The 14595-nt window shown below is 62.7% G+C and carries 14 protein-coding genes; 7 read left to right on the top strand and 7 right to left on the bottom strand.

The window, feature by feature from the left end:
• Positions 1-324: 324 nt before the first annotated feature.
• From ACFPN2_RS17720 to ACFPN2_RS17710, 3 genes are all read left to right on the top strand, one after another.
• Positions 325-1677, top strand: a complete 1353-nt coding sequence (locus ACFPN2_RS17720; RefSeq protein WP_380598851.1) for a Do family serine endopeptidase — start codon at positions 325-327, stop codon at positions 1675-1677.
• 202 nt (positions 1678-1879) lie between these two features.
• Positions 1880-2335 carry a Cu(I)-responsive transcriptional regulator gene (gene cueR / locus ACFPN2_RS17715; RefSeq protein ID WP_380598849.1) on the top strand — a complete coding sequence of 152 codons (456 nt, stop codon included), beginning with the start codon at positions 1880-1882 and terminating at the stop codon, positions 2333-2335.
• 415 nt (positions 2336-2750) lie between these two features.
• Positions 2751-4859 carry a copper-transporting P-type ATPase gene (locus ACFPN2_RS17710; RefSeq protein ID WP_380598847.1) on the top strand — a complete coding sequence of 703 codons (2109 nt, stop codon included), beginning with the start codon at positions 2751-2753 and terminating at the stop codon, positions 4857-4859.
• On the opposite strand, the gene ACFPN2_RS17705 is transcribed toward ACFPN2_RS17710, so the two are convergent.
• The 3 genes from ACFPN2_RS17705 to ACFPN2_RS17695 all read right to left on the bottom strand — a co-directional run bounded on the left by ACFPN2_RS17705 (position 4821) and on the right by ACFPN2_RS17695 (position 8076).
• Positions 4821-6077: an acyltransferase family protein gene (locus ACFPN2_RS17705; RefSeq protein ID WP_380598845.1), complete on the bottom strand. Its 1257-nt coding sequence runs from the start codon at positions 6075-6077 to the stop codon at positions 4821-4823. The two genes, ACFPN2_RS17710 and ACFPN2_RS17705, sit on opposite strands and share 39 nt — an antisense overlap.
• On the bottom strand, positions 6070-6825 hold the full coding sequence (locus ACFPN2_RS17700; RefSeq protein ID WP_380598843.1) for a GDSL-type esterase/lipase family protein: 756 nt from the start codon (positions 6823-6825) through the stop codon (positions 6070-6072). Before ACFPN2_RS17700 ends, ACFPN2_RS17705 begins: the two co-directional genes overlap by 8 nt.
• 150 nt (positions 6826-6975) lie before the next feature.
• Positions 6976-8076 carry an aminopeptidase gene (locus ACFPN2_RS17695; protein ID WP_380598841.1) on the bottom strand — a complete coding sequence of 367 codons (1101 nt, stop codon included), beginning with the start codon at positions 8074-8076 and terminating at the stop codon, positions 6976-6978.
• A gap of 91 nt (positions 8077-8167) precedes the next feature.
• On the opposite strand from ACFPN2_RS17695, the gene ACFPN2_RS17690 reads away from it, so the two are divergent.
• Positions 8168-9436, top strand: a complete 1269-nt coding sequence (locus ACFPN2_RS17690) for a multifunctional CCA addition/repair protein (RefSeq protein WP_380600163.1) — start codon at positions 8168-8170, stop codon at positions 9434-9436.
• Here the strand turns inward: ACFPN2_RS17690 and ACFPN2_RS17685 are convergent.
• Positions 9405-10604: a class I SAM-dependent methyltransferase gene (locus tag ACFPN2_RS17685; protein ID WP_380598839.1), complete on the bottom strand. Its 1200-nt coding sequence runs from the start codon at positions 10602-10604 to the stop codon at positions 9405-9407. The two genes, ACFPN2_RS17690 and ACFPN2_RS17685, sit on opposite strands and share 32 nt — an antisense overlap.
• A 133-nt stretch (positions 10605-10737) precedes the next feature.
• Between ACFPN2_RS17685 and ACFPN2_RS17680 the strand changes: the two genes are divergently transcribed.
• The gene (locus ACFPN2_RS17680) at positions 10738-11490 is read left to right on the top strand and encodes a pteridine reductase (protein ID WP_380598837.1); all 753 of its coding nucleotides are present in this window, start codon (positions 10738-10740) and stop codon (positions 11488-11490) included.
• Here ACFPN2_RS17680 and folK read toward each other — a convergent pair.
• The 3 genes from folK to tsaD form a co-directional block, all read right to left on the bottom strand.
• Positions 11441-11983, bottom strand: coding sequence for a 2-amino-4-hydroxy-6-hydroxymethyldihydropteridine diphosphokinase (folK, locus tag ACFPN2_RS17675; RefSeq protein ID WP_380598835.1), 543 nt, complete (start codon positions 11981-11983; stop codon positions 11441-11443). The two genes, ACFPN2_RS17680 and folK, sit on opposite strands and share 50 nt — an antisense overlap.
• An 85-nt stretch (positions 11984-12068) precedes the next feature.
• Positions 12069-12461 carry a dihydroneopterin aldolase gene (folB, locus tag ACFPN2_RS17670; RefSeq protein WP_380598833.1) on the bottom strand — a complete coding sequence of 131 codons (393 nt, stop codon included), beginning with the start codon at positions 12459-12461 and terminating at the stop codon, positions 12069-12071.
• A gap of 30 nt (positions 12462-12491) precedes the next feature.
• A complete protein-coding gene (gene tsaD / locus ACFPN2_RS17665; protein ID WP_380598831.1) occupies positions 12492-13514 on the bottom strand; it encodes a tRNA (adenosine(37)-N6)-threonylcarbamoyltransferase complex transferase subunit TsaD in 1023 nt (340 codons plus the stop codon).
• 327 nt (positions 13515-13841) lie between these two features.
• On the opposite strand from tsaD, the gene rpsU reads away from it, so the two are divergent.
• Positions 13842-14069 (top strand): 30S ribosomal protein S21, encoded by a 228-nt coding sequence (gene rpsU / locus ACFPN2_RS17660; protein WP_129642111.1) that lies wholly within the window; start codon positions 13842-13844, stop codon positions 14067-14069.
• Positions 14070-14145: 76 nt separating this feature from the next.
• Entirely contained in the window at positions 14146-14595 is a 450-nt protein-coding gene (locus ACFPN2_RS17655) for a GatB/YqeY domain-containing protein (protein WP_380598829.1), read from the top strand.

Here is a 14595-nt window from a genome sequence, read left to right as displayed (position 1 = left end):
CGGGAGGATTTCGGCGCTGCCGAAAAGAGAACGCCAGTATCTCCGCAAACGCTGCAAACCACAACATCTTGTGTCCACCTGCGATCAACGGTAAGCACACAAGTTATCCACATCATGCTCACCGGACTGCGCACAGGCCTATACACAGGCCAATGCTGCTGCAACGCTTCATGCGTGCCGGGCGTTCATCCAGGGCGCGCTCGGGGCCGAAATGCCAAAGCACCCGGATTGCTCATAGAATCCGCTGCAGACACCCATAACCATCACCATTGTCTTCGCAAACGGCGGCTGAGCCGCCTTCATGCTCCAAACTAGGATTGCTTCATGAGACAGGTTTACGCGCTGTTGGCCGCGACGGCTCTGCTCTACAACGTGGGCTCCGCCGCGCAACTGCCGGAAAAGGTCGGGGATACGCCGCTGCCGTCGCTGGCGCCCATCGTCAAAAAGGCTTCGCCGGCGGTGGTGAATATCGCCACTCGCGGCACGGTCAAGGAACAGCGGCCGCGCAATCCCTTGCTGGAAGATCCGTTCTTCCGCCGCTTCTTCGATGCTCCAGATGTGGGGCCGCGCGAGCGACAATTCCAGAGCGCCGGCTCGGGCGTCATCGTCGATGCCAAGAACGGCTACATCATCACCAACGCGCATGTGATCGAGAACGCCGACGAGATCACCGTGACGTTGCTCGATGACCGCCAGGTCAAGGCCGAGATCGTCGGTCGCGACAAGGCGTCCGATGTCGCGGTGTTGAAGGTCCCGACCAAGAATCTGACCGAGATGCCGCTCGCCGACTCTTCCAAAGCCGAAGTGGGCGATTTCGTGCTCGCCATCGGCAATCCGTTCGCGCTCAGTCACACCGTCACCTCCGGCATCATCAGCGCGCTCGGTCGCTCCGATAACAATCCGGAGTCGTATCAGGATTTCATCCAGACCGACGCGCCCATCAATCCCGGCAATTCCGGCGGTGCGCTGGTGGACCTGAAAGGTCAGCTGGTCGGCGTCAACACCGCCATCTTCTCGGGCAGCGGCGGCAACATCGGCATCGGCTTTGCCATTCCCTCCAACATGGTGAAGGCCGTGATGGCACAGCTGGTCCAGTACGGCGAAGTGAAGCGCGGCATGCTCGGCGTGCAGCTCTCCAACAACTTCACGCCTGGCATCGCTGAAAACCTCGGCCTCGACAATGCGCGTGGCGCGCTGGTGTCGCAGGTCATCGAAGGCTCGCCGGCCGACAAGGCGGGCATCAAGGCCGGCGACGTGATCACCTCCATCAACGGTCGCAACGTCGCCAACGCGGGCGAACTGCGAAACACCATCGGCCTGCTGCGCATCGGCGAGAAGGTCGAGCTTGGTTTGATTCGCGAAGGCAAGCCGCGTCGTGTGAGCGCTGTGATTGGCGAGCGCGATGGCGCCGATGCCGAAGGCGCCGCGCAGATTCACCCTGCGCTGGAAGGCGCCGCACTCACCAACGCTGCAAACAACGCTGGCGTGTTGGTGGAGAACGTCATCGAAGGCAGCCCGGCGCAGCTGGCCGGCCTGCGTGCGAACGACGTGATCCTCGCGATCGGTCGCGTGCGCATCAGCTCGGTTGAACAGTTGCGTCAGGCAGTGAATGGCGCGACGGCGTTCGCGCTGACCATTCGTCGCGGCAATTCGACGCTGGTCTTTACGATTCAATAAACGTTCGAAGCGGCCCCTCTCGATCTGCAGAGGGGCCGGAACTCTCCGAAATCGAAACGACCAGGTTGTCGTAGATATTCGGCACGCCCGTGGGCCGCGGCCTGTTACGACAACACCGCGAGCGTCGGGTTTTCTAGCGAGCGCTTGACCTTGCCACCATGGCAAGGTTCATCATGCAGGCATGTCACAAGTGAGTGCCGTCATGCCTGCCGTCAAAGCGCGAGCGGAGTTTTCTGAAGCCAAAGACCAGGGTTACTACAGCATCGGCAAAGCCGCCGAGCTGTCGGGAATCACGCCGAAGATGATCCGGCATTATGAGGCGTTGGAGCTGATTCCCAAGGCCGCGCGCACGGCGGGCGACTATCGCGTCTACTCGGCCGCGGACATTCATACATTACGTTTCATCCGTCGCGCGCGGAGCCTCGGCTTCTCCATTGAGGAGATCGGAACGCTGCTCGGCCTGTGGCGCAATCAGCGTCGCGCGAGCGAACAAGTGAAGCGGCTCGCGATCAAACATGTCGCGGACCTCGATGAGAAGATCGCCGAGCTGCAATCCATGCGCGCGGCGCTGGCGGAGTTGGCCGAGCATTGTCACGGCGACTCGCGGCCGGAATGTCCCATCCTCGCGGATCTCGCCGGCCTGCCGCCGGCGGAGTGAATTCATGTCGAAGCATCAGCATCCAGACAGCAACAACAACGGTCGGAACGAGAAGTCCTGCTGCTCGACCGCCAGCAAACACGTATCGTCGCCTGTGAGCACTAAGCACCATGGGACGGCCCAAACTGGTGCCGCTTCGTGCTGTTCGACCGCGCCGGCGGCTGTACCTGAGTCCAACGCTTGCTGTTCGCCGGAGCTGGCACCTGCGCCTGCGACCAAGGCTTGCTGCTCGTCGGCAACCCCTGCAGAGCCTGCGACCTCCGGCTCTCATCATGAGCCACATGCGCATGAGGTGCCGGCGGCTGCGTGCTGCTCGCACGACAAGCGTGGACATCACGCAGCCCATGCGCGTGGCGCTGACCGAGTTGGCGCGGGGCACGGTCATCATCACGAGCAAGCGGCCAGCGGCGCGCCGATGCCGGAGGGCACGATCTACACCTGTCCGATGCATCCGGAGATTCGGCAAGTTGGTCCGGGCAATTGTCCCAAGTGCGGCATGGCGCTCGAGCCTGAGCTGCCGAGTGAGCACGTCGATGACAGCGAGCTGCGCGCCGTGCGGCGGAAGTTCTGGATCTCGCTCGCGCTGACCGTGCCAGTCGTCATCCTCGCGATGGCGCCTCACATGCTCGATCTTGCCCTCTCGCATTCGACGGCTCGAATCCTGCGCACGCTTGAAATGCTCCTCAGCGTACCGGTCGTGCTCTGGGCCGCGGCGGACTATTACAAGCGTGGTTGGATGGGCATCGTGAACCGTGCGCCAAATATGTACACGCTGATCGGGCTCGGCGTTTGTATCGCGTTCGGCTACAGCCTGATCGCCACCTTCCTTCCCGACATCTTCCCTGCCGAGCTCCGTGACGGACATGGCATGGTCGGCGTGTACTACGAGGTCGCAAGCTCGATAGTAACGCTCGTACTCCTCGGCGAATGGCTCGAACTCCGCGCACGGGGACGGACGAGCGCGGCGATAAGACAACTCCTTGGCCTCGCACCCAAGACCGCGCGTCGGATCGAAGCGGACGGCACAGAGAGCGACGTGCCACTCGGTCACGTCCACGCCGGCGACAAGCTCCGGGTTCGCCCTGGCGAAAAGATCCCCGTCGATGGTCGCGTCATCGACGGCCACTCCAGTGTCGACGAGTCGATGCTGACGGGCGAGCCGATGCCCGTCGACAAGGCCGCCGGCGATGCCGTCACCGGCGCAACGATCAACCAAACGGGCAGCTTGATCGTACAAGCAGAGCGCGTCGGCGCCGAAAGCCTGCTCTCTCAAATCGTGACGATGGTCGCGCAAGCCCAGCGCTCGCGCGCTCCGTTGCAACGACTGGCAGATCAAGTCGCCGCGTGGTTCGTGCCGGCAGTGATCATCATCGCGATTGTGACGTTCGTCCTGTGGTGGTTCGTCGGCCCCGAGCCGAAGCTCGCCTACGCGCTCGTGAACGCCGTCGCCGTGCTGATTATCGCGTGTCCGTGTGCGCTCGGACTCGCGACGCCCATCTCCATCATGGTCGCGAGCGGTCGCGGCGCGCAGCAAGGAGTATTGTTCCGAGACGCTCAAGCGATCGAGAACCTGCGGAACATCGACACGCTCGTGTTAGATAAGACCGGCACGATCACCGTCGGCCGCCCGACGCTCGATCGAGTCATTGCGTTGAACGGCCATTCTGAATCGCAGGTGCTTGCCTGGGCCGCCGGCCTCGATCGCTCGAGCGAACATCCGCTGGCCCGCGCCATTGTCACGGGCGCCGAACAACGCGGCATCCAACTGCCCAACGTCACGGGATTTCAATCGGTCACCGGCCAAGGCGTGCGCGGCAATGCCGACGGTCACGCGCTGGCGTTAGGAAACAAAGCGCTCATGGCCAGCGTGGGCGCCTCAACAGACGCGCTCGCCGATCAAATCGCCGGATTGCGGAGTGAAGGACGCACAGTCGTGTTTCTCAGCGTCGACGGCCAACTCGCGGGTGCGATTGCTGTCGGCGACACCGTCAAAGAAACAACGCCGAGCGCGCTGCAGACCCTGAAGCAAGACGGCCTTCGACTCGTGATGCTCACAGGCGACAACGAAGCCACCGCTCGCGCGGTCGCCAAACATCTGGCCATCGACGAAGTCATCGCGGAAGTTCAGCCCAAGGACAAAGCCAACGTCATCGCCAAGCTGCAATCACAAGGCCGCCGCGTGGCCATGGCCGGCGACGGCATCAACGACGCGCCCGCGCTCGCCCAAGCCGATGTCGGCATCGCCATGGGCACCGGCACCGACATCGCGATGGAAAGCGCTCAAGTCACCCTGGTGAAAGGCGATCTCACCGGCATCGTCCGCGCAAGACATTTGAGCCGCGCGACGGTCAGAAACATCCGGCAGAACTTGTTGTTCGCGTTCGGCTACAACGCGCTGGGCATTCCCATCGCGGCCGGCCTGCTCTATCCGTTCACCGGCTGGCTGATGAACCCCATGCTCGCGGCATTAGCCATGAGCCTCTCGTCAGTATCGGTTATCAGCAATGCGTTGCGGCTGCGATGAGCCGAAAGCTGCCTGCGGCTCCGCCACCGGCCCATTCGAACTCAACAATGCGCGAGCAAAGATCGGCCGGAGGTACGTCCCGACGGCGCGGTGATGTTTTTCGAACGAGTGATACACGAGCAGCGCCGCAAGGTGCGCCAGGATCACGCCGAGTGCGATGGCCGCGGCCTTGGGCCAGCCGTGAGTGTGCTCGAACACGATGACCATCACAGTGTTGTGCACCAGGTACAAGCTGTAGCTGTAAGAAGCACCAAACCTGGCCAAGGCCGCGGGAATCTTCCACGCGGTCGCCGCTTGGTTGAGACGAAGAAAGATGCCGAAAAAGATCACGGTCATCAGAAACGCCGTCTGCAGATCGTAAGGATCGAACCCGTGCTTCACGATGCGTGCGCCCAGCGCAGCGGCGCCACAGGCGACGATCAACGCCGCGAGTAGTTTCGAACGCGCGGCCGGCCCATCGACCCCCATGTAAACAACCAGAAACCCAGCCATACCGCCGACCAGCCAGACGAGGGACAACGATTTACCGGCACCGTCCGCGGCATTCCAGATAACGACCGGAATGCTGATCGCGGCCAGCAACAGCACCCAGCCAAATCGAATCCGCTCACGCCGGATCGCACAGAAGAACAGCAGGCTGGCGGCGATATAGATCCAGAACTCGATCGCGACCGTCCAGAAAGGCTCGGCGGTGTTGTACGGGCGGATGCGCCACCAGACATCGACATGTGCGAGCTCCAGCAACTGGAACAACGGGTAGTCGAACAAAAGAAACAAATTACCGACCAGGGCGACAAACCCCGTGCTCAACCCCTCCAGGCTCCAGCGCGTATGAATCACCGTGGCATTGAGCACGGCGATCACCAGCACCACCGGCACGAGCGGCGTCATGATCCTGGCGACCCGATCCGCGAGAAACGCGGGCATGTGCTCGCCAGGCTTCTTCGCCCGATACAACAGCGAGCGCGTGATCAGAAATCCCGACAGCACGAACAGGATGATGACCGCCACGCCCCGGCCCTTGTAGGTCATCTTGTTCCCGAAATAAACGACCATGATATGCGACAACAACACGAGGTTGGCCGCCGTGAACCGCAGCGTATCCAGGAATGCGGTCGCCGACGTGCTGGTCCCACGCGAGTCCCGCGCCTTGACCGCATCGATTGAGATAACAGGTGTCGCGAGGGATTCCGGTTGAGCGACGGAAGCGCTATCCATTGGCCGCCACCTTCATCGATTCAATCTTCGCCTTGAGCGCCCGGCCCAGCACTTCGTACCCCGCCGCACCGATATGCAAACGATCCGCGGCGAGTAACTGCAACTTCGGCTGCCCGTCGACAGTCGCGAACAGCGGATACAAATCGAGCAACTCGACGTTGCCGTACTTCTGAGCCAATTCCCGGATGCTCGCGTTGAGTTTCGTGAGCTCCACCGGCTTGATGGGCGCCTTCTCGCTGTCCCGGGGTGGCAAGGTGCACAGAATCACGGGCAGGTCGGCAGCCTGCGCTCGAATCGCCTGGAGCATGCGATCGATGTTGCGCGCGGTCTCATCGGTCTTCTGCAAGGCGCTCAGATCGTTGCCGCCGATCAGCACCACGATGCCGGTCGGATGCAGATCAAGCACATCTTCCTGAAAGCGGAACAACAACCCGCGACTCACATCGCCGCCGATGGCGCGATTCGCAGTCGGCGTCGGCGCCAGATCGCGCTCCGATGTCTTCCAATTCCCAAGCAATGAGTCGCCCGCCAGCACCCACGCGCCTTGCTTACGCTCGCGTTGTTTCCAGAAGCTCTCGCGATTCTGTTTCATCCAGCCGAAGACGCGGATCACCCCTTCCCCGGGCCAGTCCTTCGCGGCCTGCGGATACGGTGACGGTCCGGCGTTTGAAATAGTTTCTTGCGCGCCTGCGACGATCAGATAACCGGCGCAAATGATGGCGACGCTCGTCCTCGCCCACAGCCGCATGCAGGATTCCCCTCGTGCTCAGCGGCGGACGATACGCGAGTTTGATCGAGAGCAATACGATGTATATTTCACATGCGTCGGCTCGGAATTTCGCCGACGAGTGCGTGGAAGAAATGAGCGTCGCGAGCAAACGACGCCGTGTCGTCGCGATCAGTTGGTAGAGTTCGTTGCCGTCACCGGCGGCGTCTCGTCCGCGCACACAGCGGCGGCCCGCGCCTCTCTTGTTTCTTTCGCCAGCTCGCGAGTCTTGTCATAGAACAGCGGCAGATTGCCATCGACCGACTGCAGCAGCCGACGCAGCCCAGGCACGCAGCCGTAGTACGTCGCGGCGGACACCAGATGAGCGTTGTTCAGCGTGCGACTGAACCATGCATCGTAGCCACGGTAACCTTTCCACTGCTCGGTCTTGAGCTGCGAGTACTCCAGCTTCAGCACGCCAAACTCATATTGTTTGCGATCGCGCTTCTGATCGTCCGGCAAATCCGATCGATACAGTGCATCGAGGCGCTCACGGGTTTGTAACAAGAGCGCCACGAACTGTGCGTTTCGCTCGCGCTGTTCATTCCATGCATCGAGATCCTTCAGCCGACCAAGCGATGCGAGCCAGCGCTGCAAGCCCGCTTCCTCGACCACCGTCGCGAACGCTTCGTTGAACTCCGAATCGCCCGGCACATAGACGACCTGATGCGCCAGCTCATGAAACAACGTCGACGCCAGCTGCACGTCGCTCCAGCCGAGCATGGTGTTGAGCACGGGATCTTTGAAGTGACCGAGCGTCGAATACGCCGCGACGCCGCCCACCGCTGTATCACTACCACGCAATCGCAAGCCACGGGCATAGCTCTGCGCATTGTCCTCTTTGAAGTAGCCGCGATACACGACGCAACCGGCAATCGGAAAACACCAGCGCTTCGGCCGCACCGAGAACTCGTCGGTGGCGAACACATTCCACACGACGTACGGTCGCCCCACATCGGCGTAGCTGCGATAGCTGTCGTTGTCCGGCAGCCCGAGTTCCTGAGACGCGAACGTCCTCGCCGCGGACACATATTCGAGCCGCCCACGCAGCTTCTCCGGCGTGCGCTCATCGGTCAGCAGTTTGGCGATGGGCTGGCGCTTGGAGGTGAGCTCCAGCTGCCCGCTGGCCGCCTGAATCAGGTAGCAACCGCCGGTCGACAACGACGCTGCCAGCAGGATGAACATCCGGCAGAGGCGGCAAATGAAGCTCGCGGTGTCGTCCGTTCGGGGCATCGCTCGTTACGGGAATCGGCTCACGGTGAGACTATTTTGTCCCACCGGGTCAAGTGAGACAAAATGCCGGCATTGAAGTGTGATGGACAGTATGAAGATTTATCTGGTCGGTGGCGCGGTCCGCGATGAGCTGCTCGGCCTGGCCGTGCGTGAGCGCGACTGGGTCGTGGTAGGCGCACGCCCCGAAGAATTGCTGGATCGGGGCTTCAAGCCCGTGGGAAAGGACTTCCCGGTGTTCCTGCATCCGCAGACCAGCGAGGAGTACGCGCTGGCGCGCACCGAGCGCAAAACGGGGCCAGGCTATCGCGGCTTCGACACCATGTTCTCGCCCGACGTGACGCTGGAGCAGGATCTCGAGCGCCGTGACCTGACCATCAACGCCATCGCGCGGGATGAGGCGACCGGCCAGCTGGTCGATCCCTTCCACGGTCAACGCGATCTGCAAGAACGATGGCTGCGGCATGTGTCTCCCGCATTCGTCGAAGACCCGGTGCGAGTGCTGCGCCTCGCGCGCTTCGCCGCCCGCTTCGCGCCGCTGGGCTTTCGAGTCGCGCCCGAAACGATGGAGCTGCTGAGAGAAATCGCCGCACGCGGCGAGCTCGGCGCGCTCGTGTCGGAGCGTGTCTGGCAGGAGACGCAGCGCGCACTCGAAATGCCCGCGCCCCGGCAGTTCTTCGAAGTGCTGCGCGAGGGCAATGCCTTGCCAGTGATCTTCCCCGAGATCCATGCGCTGTTCGGCATTCCGCAGCCGGAGCAATGGCATCCAGAGATCGATACCGGCGTGCACACCATGATGGTGCTCGATCAGGCCGCCAGGCTGACGGAAGACCCGGTGGTTCGATTCGCCGCGCTCACTCACGATCTCGGCAAAGCGACGACGCCGACCCACGAGTTGCCGCGACACATTGCGCACGAGGAAAGAGGCGTCGGCATCGTCGAGGAGATGTGCGATCGGCTGCGCATTCCCAACGCTTATCGCGAGCTGGGTGTGCTGGTGTCTCGATATCACTTGCACATGCATAAGGTCGCGGAGCTGCGCCCGAACACCGTGCTCGAACTGCTGGAAAGTCTCGACGCCTTCCGACGGCCGGCGCGCTTCGAACAATTTCTGCTCGCCTGCGAGGCGGATGCGCGCGGTCGCAAGGGACTCGAGGAGCGCGATTATCCGCAGCCGGAATATCTACGGCGCGCACGCGAAGTGGCCGCCAGCACCACGCTGAGTGCGGAAGAACGCGAAGGGCTGCAAGGCTTCGAAATCGCGAAGCGCCTGCACGACAAGCGCGTGCACGCGCTGAAAGAGCTGAAGCGACAGCACGCGGGCGGCGAAACTAAAGAGACGCCGCCAGATCCCGCACACTGAAGCCGCGCAACGGCAGGTCCATGCCCTTTGTGAGGCCGATGACTTTGAAGCGCTCGCCCATTTCACCAGGCAGCGTCAACAACATCGCCTGCCGCGCCATCTGCAATCGCGACGCCAGCTCGTCATCGTCCTTCGGCGCGAGGAACTGCTCGATGCCGTTGCCGATCAGAAAGTGCGCTTGAGTCGTGTAACCCGCGACGCTCATGCCAGCGGCGACAGCGGCTTCAGCGACCGCAGTGAAATCTACCCACGCGCCGATATCCTGGACGCCGACATTGATGAGCGGGTCGTCATGGAAGCGATGCCGAAAGTGACAAAGCATCGTGCCGGCGCTGCGACTTGCGGCGTAGAACTGTTTGCGCGGCAATCCATAGTCGATGAAGAAGGCCGCGCCTTCCTTCATCGACGCCGCGATGCCGGCGATCCAGGGTTGCAATCGAAGGTTGAGTTCCGACGTGTAGCCATCAGCGAACGGCTCGCCCAAGTTGAATTCGATCTCGCGCACTCTCGCTTCGAGCGTCGCGTCGGCGTGGACTTCGGACCAGTCGAGCTGGCCGAGCTGCCAGGTCACGCCCAGTTGATTCACCTGCAGGCCACGAATGCAAAAGCGCTGGATGGGCAGCGCGTCGAGCACTTCATTCGCGAGCAGCACGCCGCGAAGGTCTTCCGGCAGGCGGTCCAGCCATTCGATGCGATCCATCAAGTGCGGCAGCCGACGCTGTAACAACGCGCGCTGCCGTTCGCGCAGGTCGGCGCTGACTTCGAGAATGAGATATCGATCCGGCGTTTTCTGTTGTCGGTCGAGCTCGGTCAGCACGTCGGCGGCCATCACGCCGGAGCCGGCGCCCAGCTCGAGAATGTGACCGCCCGTGACCGTCTCCAGCACCTGGACGCACTGATTGGCGAGGCAGCGACTGAACAGCGGTGAAATTTCCGGCGCGGTGACGAAGTCGCCTTCGCTGCCCAGCTTGGTCGAGCCCGCGCTGTAGTAGCCGAAGCCCGGCTCGTAGAGCGCCATTTCCATGAAGCGCTCAAAGCTGATCCAGCCGCCGGCGGCATCGATCGCCTCGCGAATGCGCTGGACCAGCTGCTCGCTGTGCGCCGATTCCTCCGGGGTTAAAGCCGGGAGCGACAAAGGCACGCTCATATAAATCGAGGGATCGGGCATCGTGCCACGACCCTCGTGCGAGTCGGCAAAAGGCGCGACTTTTGCCTGTCGCCGCCGCTTGCAGCGGCGGGGTACCTCCCTGTACCCGGGCGGCCGCTCGACACGTAACGCTTCATCCGTTCACCATACCTGCATGGACACTTCCAACGCACTCGCCCAGCGTTCGGTGCTGATCACCGGCGCGGCCCGCCGCATCGGTGCGGCACTGGCCCGCGGCTTTCACGCCGAGGGCGCCAACGTCTGCATTCATTTTCACCGTTCGGCCGGTGAAGCGGAACAGTTGCGTGATGAGCTGAACGCCCGTCGCGACGGCTCGGCCATCTGCGCCGCCGCCGATCTGCTCGATCTCGAGGCGCTGCCGTCGCTGGTGGAGCGAACCACGCGCGCGTTCGGCCGGCTCGACGTGCTGATCAACAACGCCTCGTCGTTTTATCCCACTCCGCTCGGGGCTGTCACGGCCAGGCAGTGGGACGACCTGATGGGCACCAACCTGCGTGCGCCGCTGTTCCTGTCGCAGGCCGCCGCGCCCGCGCTCAAGCAAACGCAGGGTCTGATCATCAACATGATCGACATTCACGCTCAGCGCCCGCTGCCCCAGCATCCGGTTTATTCCACCGCCAAGGCCGGGCTGGTAATGCTTACGCGGTCGCTGGCGCGCGAGCTCGGGCCGAAGGTGCGGGTGAACGGCATCGCGCCCGGGCCGATCTTGTGGCCGGAAGGCGGGATCGATGAAACGGTGAAGCAGGAAATCATCGATAAGACGTTGCTCAAGCGCAGCGGCTCGCCCCCGGACATCGTGCGCACGGCGCTGTTCTTCGCGAAGGACGCGCCGTTCGTCACCGGCCAGATTCTGGCGATCGACGGGGGCCGGAGCGTGGGCTGGTAGGCTCGCCCCCGAGCAGCACTTCGACCATCTCATGGTCGCCGCGACCCGGAAAGCTCTCCCATAACTCACGCATCGTTTTGCCCAGCGTCGGATGGAGCACATCGGGCGCGATGTCGGCCATTGGCTTGAGCATGTACGGTCGTTTCAATAGATCGGGCCGAGGGATGATCAGTCCGGGCTCGTGACTGACCAGGTCGCCGAATATCAGAATGTCGAGATCCATGGTCCGCGGCGCCCACTTCGGCGCCCCGGGCGGGCGGTCACAGGCGGCTTCGATTGTTTGCAGCTGCGCCCGAACGTCGGCCACCGGATCTTCGGTGTTGAAGCCGACCACCAGATTGATGAAGTCGGCGCCTTCGAAACCGACCGCCTTGTTTTTATAAGCCGGCGACAGAGTCAGCGGTCCGTACGCCGCGGCCAACGCACGCAACGCCACCGACAAATAATGCTCCGGCTCGACGTTGCTCCCCGCCGCCACATAAACCGCCGTCATACCCGCCGCCCGTCCAAGCAAGCCACCGCTCTTTTCCGGACCGGCGAGAGGGACTGCTTTGTAAAATAAGTGGCTGCGTTATGCGTCATGGCTGAGTCTGCTGCGTCACCGCCACGCCCACGTAATCCTCAGCACGCCGTTCAATCTCAATACCGACGTCTCTGGCGCCTCGAATCGCGCCGCGCTTATTCAGCCGCACCTTCACCCACGACACGCCGAACTCCGTCACGATCACCTTCGCAATCGCCTCGGTCAGCGTCTCCACCAACTGAAATTGCGACTCGCCCACAAACGACAGCAATCGCTTGGCGACGCGCTTGTAATCGATCGTGTCGTCGATGTGATCCGTCGCGGCGGCTTTGCGGATGTCCGCGGCCAGCTCGACGTCGATGATGACGGTCTGTTTGACCCGCCGTTCCCAATCCCAAATGCCGACGATGCATTCGACGCTGAGCTGGGAGAGGAAAATTTTGTCCATGAAGTGAACTGGAAATAACTGATGAGTGGGTCAGAGCGCCGCGGGCATGCGCAGCGCGTAGAGCGGCCAGCGGGCGGTGGCGCGAATCTTCAAATCGTCGTGCTCGCCCGCCGCGAGGCGGCGATAACCAGCGTACGCGATCATCGCCGCATTGTCGGTGCAAAACTCCGGTCGCGGATATAACACTCGCAACCCGCGCTTCTCACCCAACGCCTGCAGCTCGGCTCGCAAGCGGCGATTCGCGCCCACGCCGCCCGCCACAACCAACGTCTTCAACCCGGTCTGTTTCGCCGCCCGCGCGCATTTCGCGACCAGCGTCTCGACCACGGCTTGTTGAAACTCATAAGCAACGTCGGCGCGCATCTGTTCATCGAGCTGCCGCCCGCGAATCGCGACCACCACGGCGGTCTTCAAACCGCTGAAGCTGAAATCCAGGCCCGGCCGGTCAAGCATGGGTCTCGGGAAATCGAAGCTGCCCGGCTTACCCGTATCCGCCAGCTTGGCCAGCGCCGGGCCACCGGGATACGGGAGGCCGAGCATCTTGGCCGTCTTATCGAAGGCCTCGCCGGCGGCATCGTCCAGGGACGAGCCGATGATCTGGTACTCCCCCAACCCGCGCACTTCGGCCAGCAGGGTATGACCGCCGGACACCAATAGCGCCAGGAACGGAAACTCGGGCGCGGTGGCCTCCAGCATGGGTGCCAGCAAATGCCCTTCTAAATGATGGACTCCGACTGCCGGTTTGCCCCAGGCAAACGCCAGACTGCGGGCCACCGAGGCGCCGACCAGTAACGCTCCCACCAGGCCAGGCCCGGCGGTGTAGGCGACGCCATCCAGCTGATCCGCTTCGATTTTCGCGTCGGCCAGCGCCTGCTGAACCAGCGGCAGCAGCTTCTTCACATGGTCGCGAGAGGCCAGCTCCGGCACGACGCCGCCGTAAACGGCGTGCAGCTGTACCTGGCTGTACAAGGCGTGGGACAAGAGCCCGCGCTCGCCGTCGTAGATGGCGGCGGCGGTCTCGTCACAGGAGGTTTCGATACCGAGAACTTTCACTGGAATGCGTAGGAAAGGGCCCAAAACCCAATTTTGGGGGCGCGAAGCTTAACCCCGAAGAGCCGGAAAAAGTCGCGCCTTTTTCCGGCGCGTCGAAAGGGCCTCGGCCGCTTTCGACCATTAGAGCATCGCCAAAAACGGGCTCCGATCGTGCTCTTGGCGGGTGGGATCCCGCGAATTTTGCTTTTCCTCGCGGGCGCTATTAGACTGCCGCGCTCTCAATCGTCCCCGTCTCGTTTCGTCCTCGACCCCGACGCCAGTCTTCGGCGCTCGTCGTCGGCTCGAATCGACCGAAGCGGGCCGTGTGTCAACATTCCGAGGTTAGTAATGCCGAGCGTTCGCGTCCGAGAAAACGAGTACTTCGATGCCGCCTTGCGGCGCTTCAAGCGCGCCTGCGAAAAGGCCGGGGTCCTGACGGAGCTGCGCCGCCGGGAATTCTACGAGAAGCCCACTCAGGAACGTAAACGCAAGAAAGCCGCCGCCGTGAAGCGCCACATGAAGCGCGTCACCCGCGACGGCAGCAGCCGCGGTCCGGCTCGCGCCCGCGCTTACTGATAGACCTGTTTTCGGGACGGGGCTCCAAGCCCCGTCCCCGTCGATTCCCTCCCCGCCGAGTTTCCTTAAAGCCGCCATGTCCTCACTCAAAGACCGCATCACCGAAGACATGAAGACGGCGATGAAGGCCAAGGACAGCGAGCGCCTCGGTACCATCCGGATGATCACCTCCGCCATCAAGCAGCGCGAAGTCGACGAGCGCGTTCAGCTCGACGACACCCAGGTGCTGGCCGTGGTCGAGAAGATGATCAAGATGCGCAAGGAATCCATCGCGCAGTTCCAGAGCGGCGGTCGCGAAGACCTGGTCGCCAAGGAACAGAAGGAAATCGACCTGCTGCAGACCTATATGCCGCAGCAACTCAGCGACGGCGAAGTCGACGCCCTGATCGCGCAAGCCATTGCCGAATCCGGCGCCACCTCCATCAAGGAGATGGGCAAGGCCATGGCGTTGCTCAAGCAGAAGGCACAGGGCCACACCGATATGGCCAGCGCCAGTGCCAAGCTGAAGGCCAAGCTCGGCGGCTGA

It is taken from the genome of Steroidobacter flavus (genome assembly GCF_042651805.1).
Classification (GTDB): Bacteria; Pseudomonadota; Gammaproteobacteria; order Steroidobacterales; family Steroidobacteraceae; genus Steroidobacter; species Steroidobacter flavus.
Note: the sequence above shows the minus strand (reverse complement) of the source record. Positions and strands in the feature narration are given on the sequence as shown.

Excerpts from the sequence above, each read along its gene's own strand:
- ACFPN2_RS17720 (WP_380598851.1), top strand. The coding sequence starts at position 325 with ATGAGACAGGTTTACGCGCTGTTGGCCGCGACGGCTCTGCTCTACAAC.
- cueR (WP_380598849.1), top strand. The coding sequence starts at position 1,880 with ATGCCTGCCGTCAAAGCGCGAGCGGAGTTTTCTGAAGCCAAAGACCAG.
- ACFPN2_RS17710 (WP_380598847.1), top strand. The coding sequence starts at position 2,751 with ATGCCGGAGGGCACGATCTACACCTGTCCGATGCATCCGGAGATTCGG.
- ACFPN2_RS17705 (WP_380598845.1), bottom strand. The coding sequence starts at position 6,077 with ATGGATAGCGCTTCCGTCGCTCAACCGGAATCCCTCGCGACACCTGTT.
- ACFPN2_RS17700 (WP_380598843.1), bottom strand. The coding sequence starts at position 6,825 with ATGCGGCTGTGGGCGAGGACGAGCGTCGCCATCATTTGCGCCGGTTAT.
- ACFPN2_RS17695 (WP_380598841.1), bottom strand. The coding sequence starts at position 8,076 with ATGCCCCGAACGGACGACACCGCGAGCTTCATTTGCCGCCTCTGCCGG.
- ACFPN2_RS17690 (WP_380600163.1), top strand. The coding sequence starts at position 8,168 with ATGAAGATTTATCTGGTCGGTGGCGCGGTCCGCGATGAGCTGCTCGGC.
- ACFPN2_RS17685 (WP_380598839.1), bottom strand. The coding sequence starts at position 10,604 with ATGCCCGATCCCTCGATTTATATGAGCGTGCCTTTGTCGCTCCCGGCT.
- ACFPN2_RS17680 (WP_380598837.1), top strand. The coding sequence starts at position 10,738 with ATGGACACTTCCAACGCACTCGCCCAGCGTTCGGTGCTGATCACCGGC.
- folK (WP_380598835.1), bottom strand. The coding sequence starts at position 11,983 with ATGACGGCGGTTTATGTGGCGGCGGGGAGCAACGTCGAGCCGGAGCAT.
- folB (WP_380598833.1), bottom strand. The coding sequence starts at position 12,461 with ATGGACAAAATTTTCCTCTCCCAGCTCAGCGTCGAATGCATCGTCGGC.
- rpsU (WP_129642111.1), top strand. The coding sequence starts at position 13,842 with ATGCCGAGCGTTCGCGTCCGAGAAAACGAGTACTTCGATGCCGCCTTG.
- ACFPN2_RS17655 (WP_380598829.1), top strand. The coding sequence starts at position 14,146 with ATGTCCTCACTCAAAGACCGCATCACCGAAGACATGAAGACGGCGATG.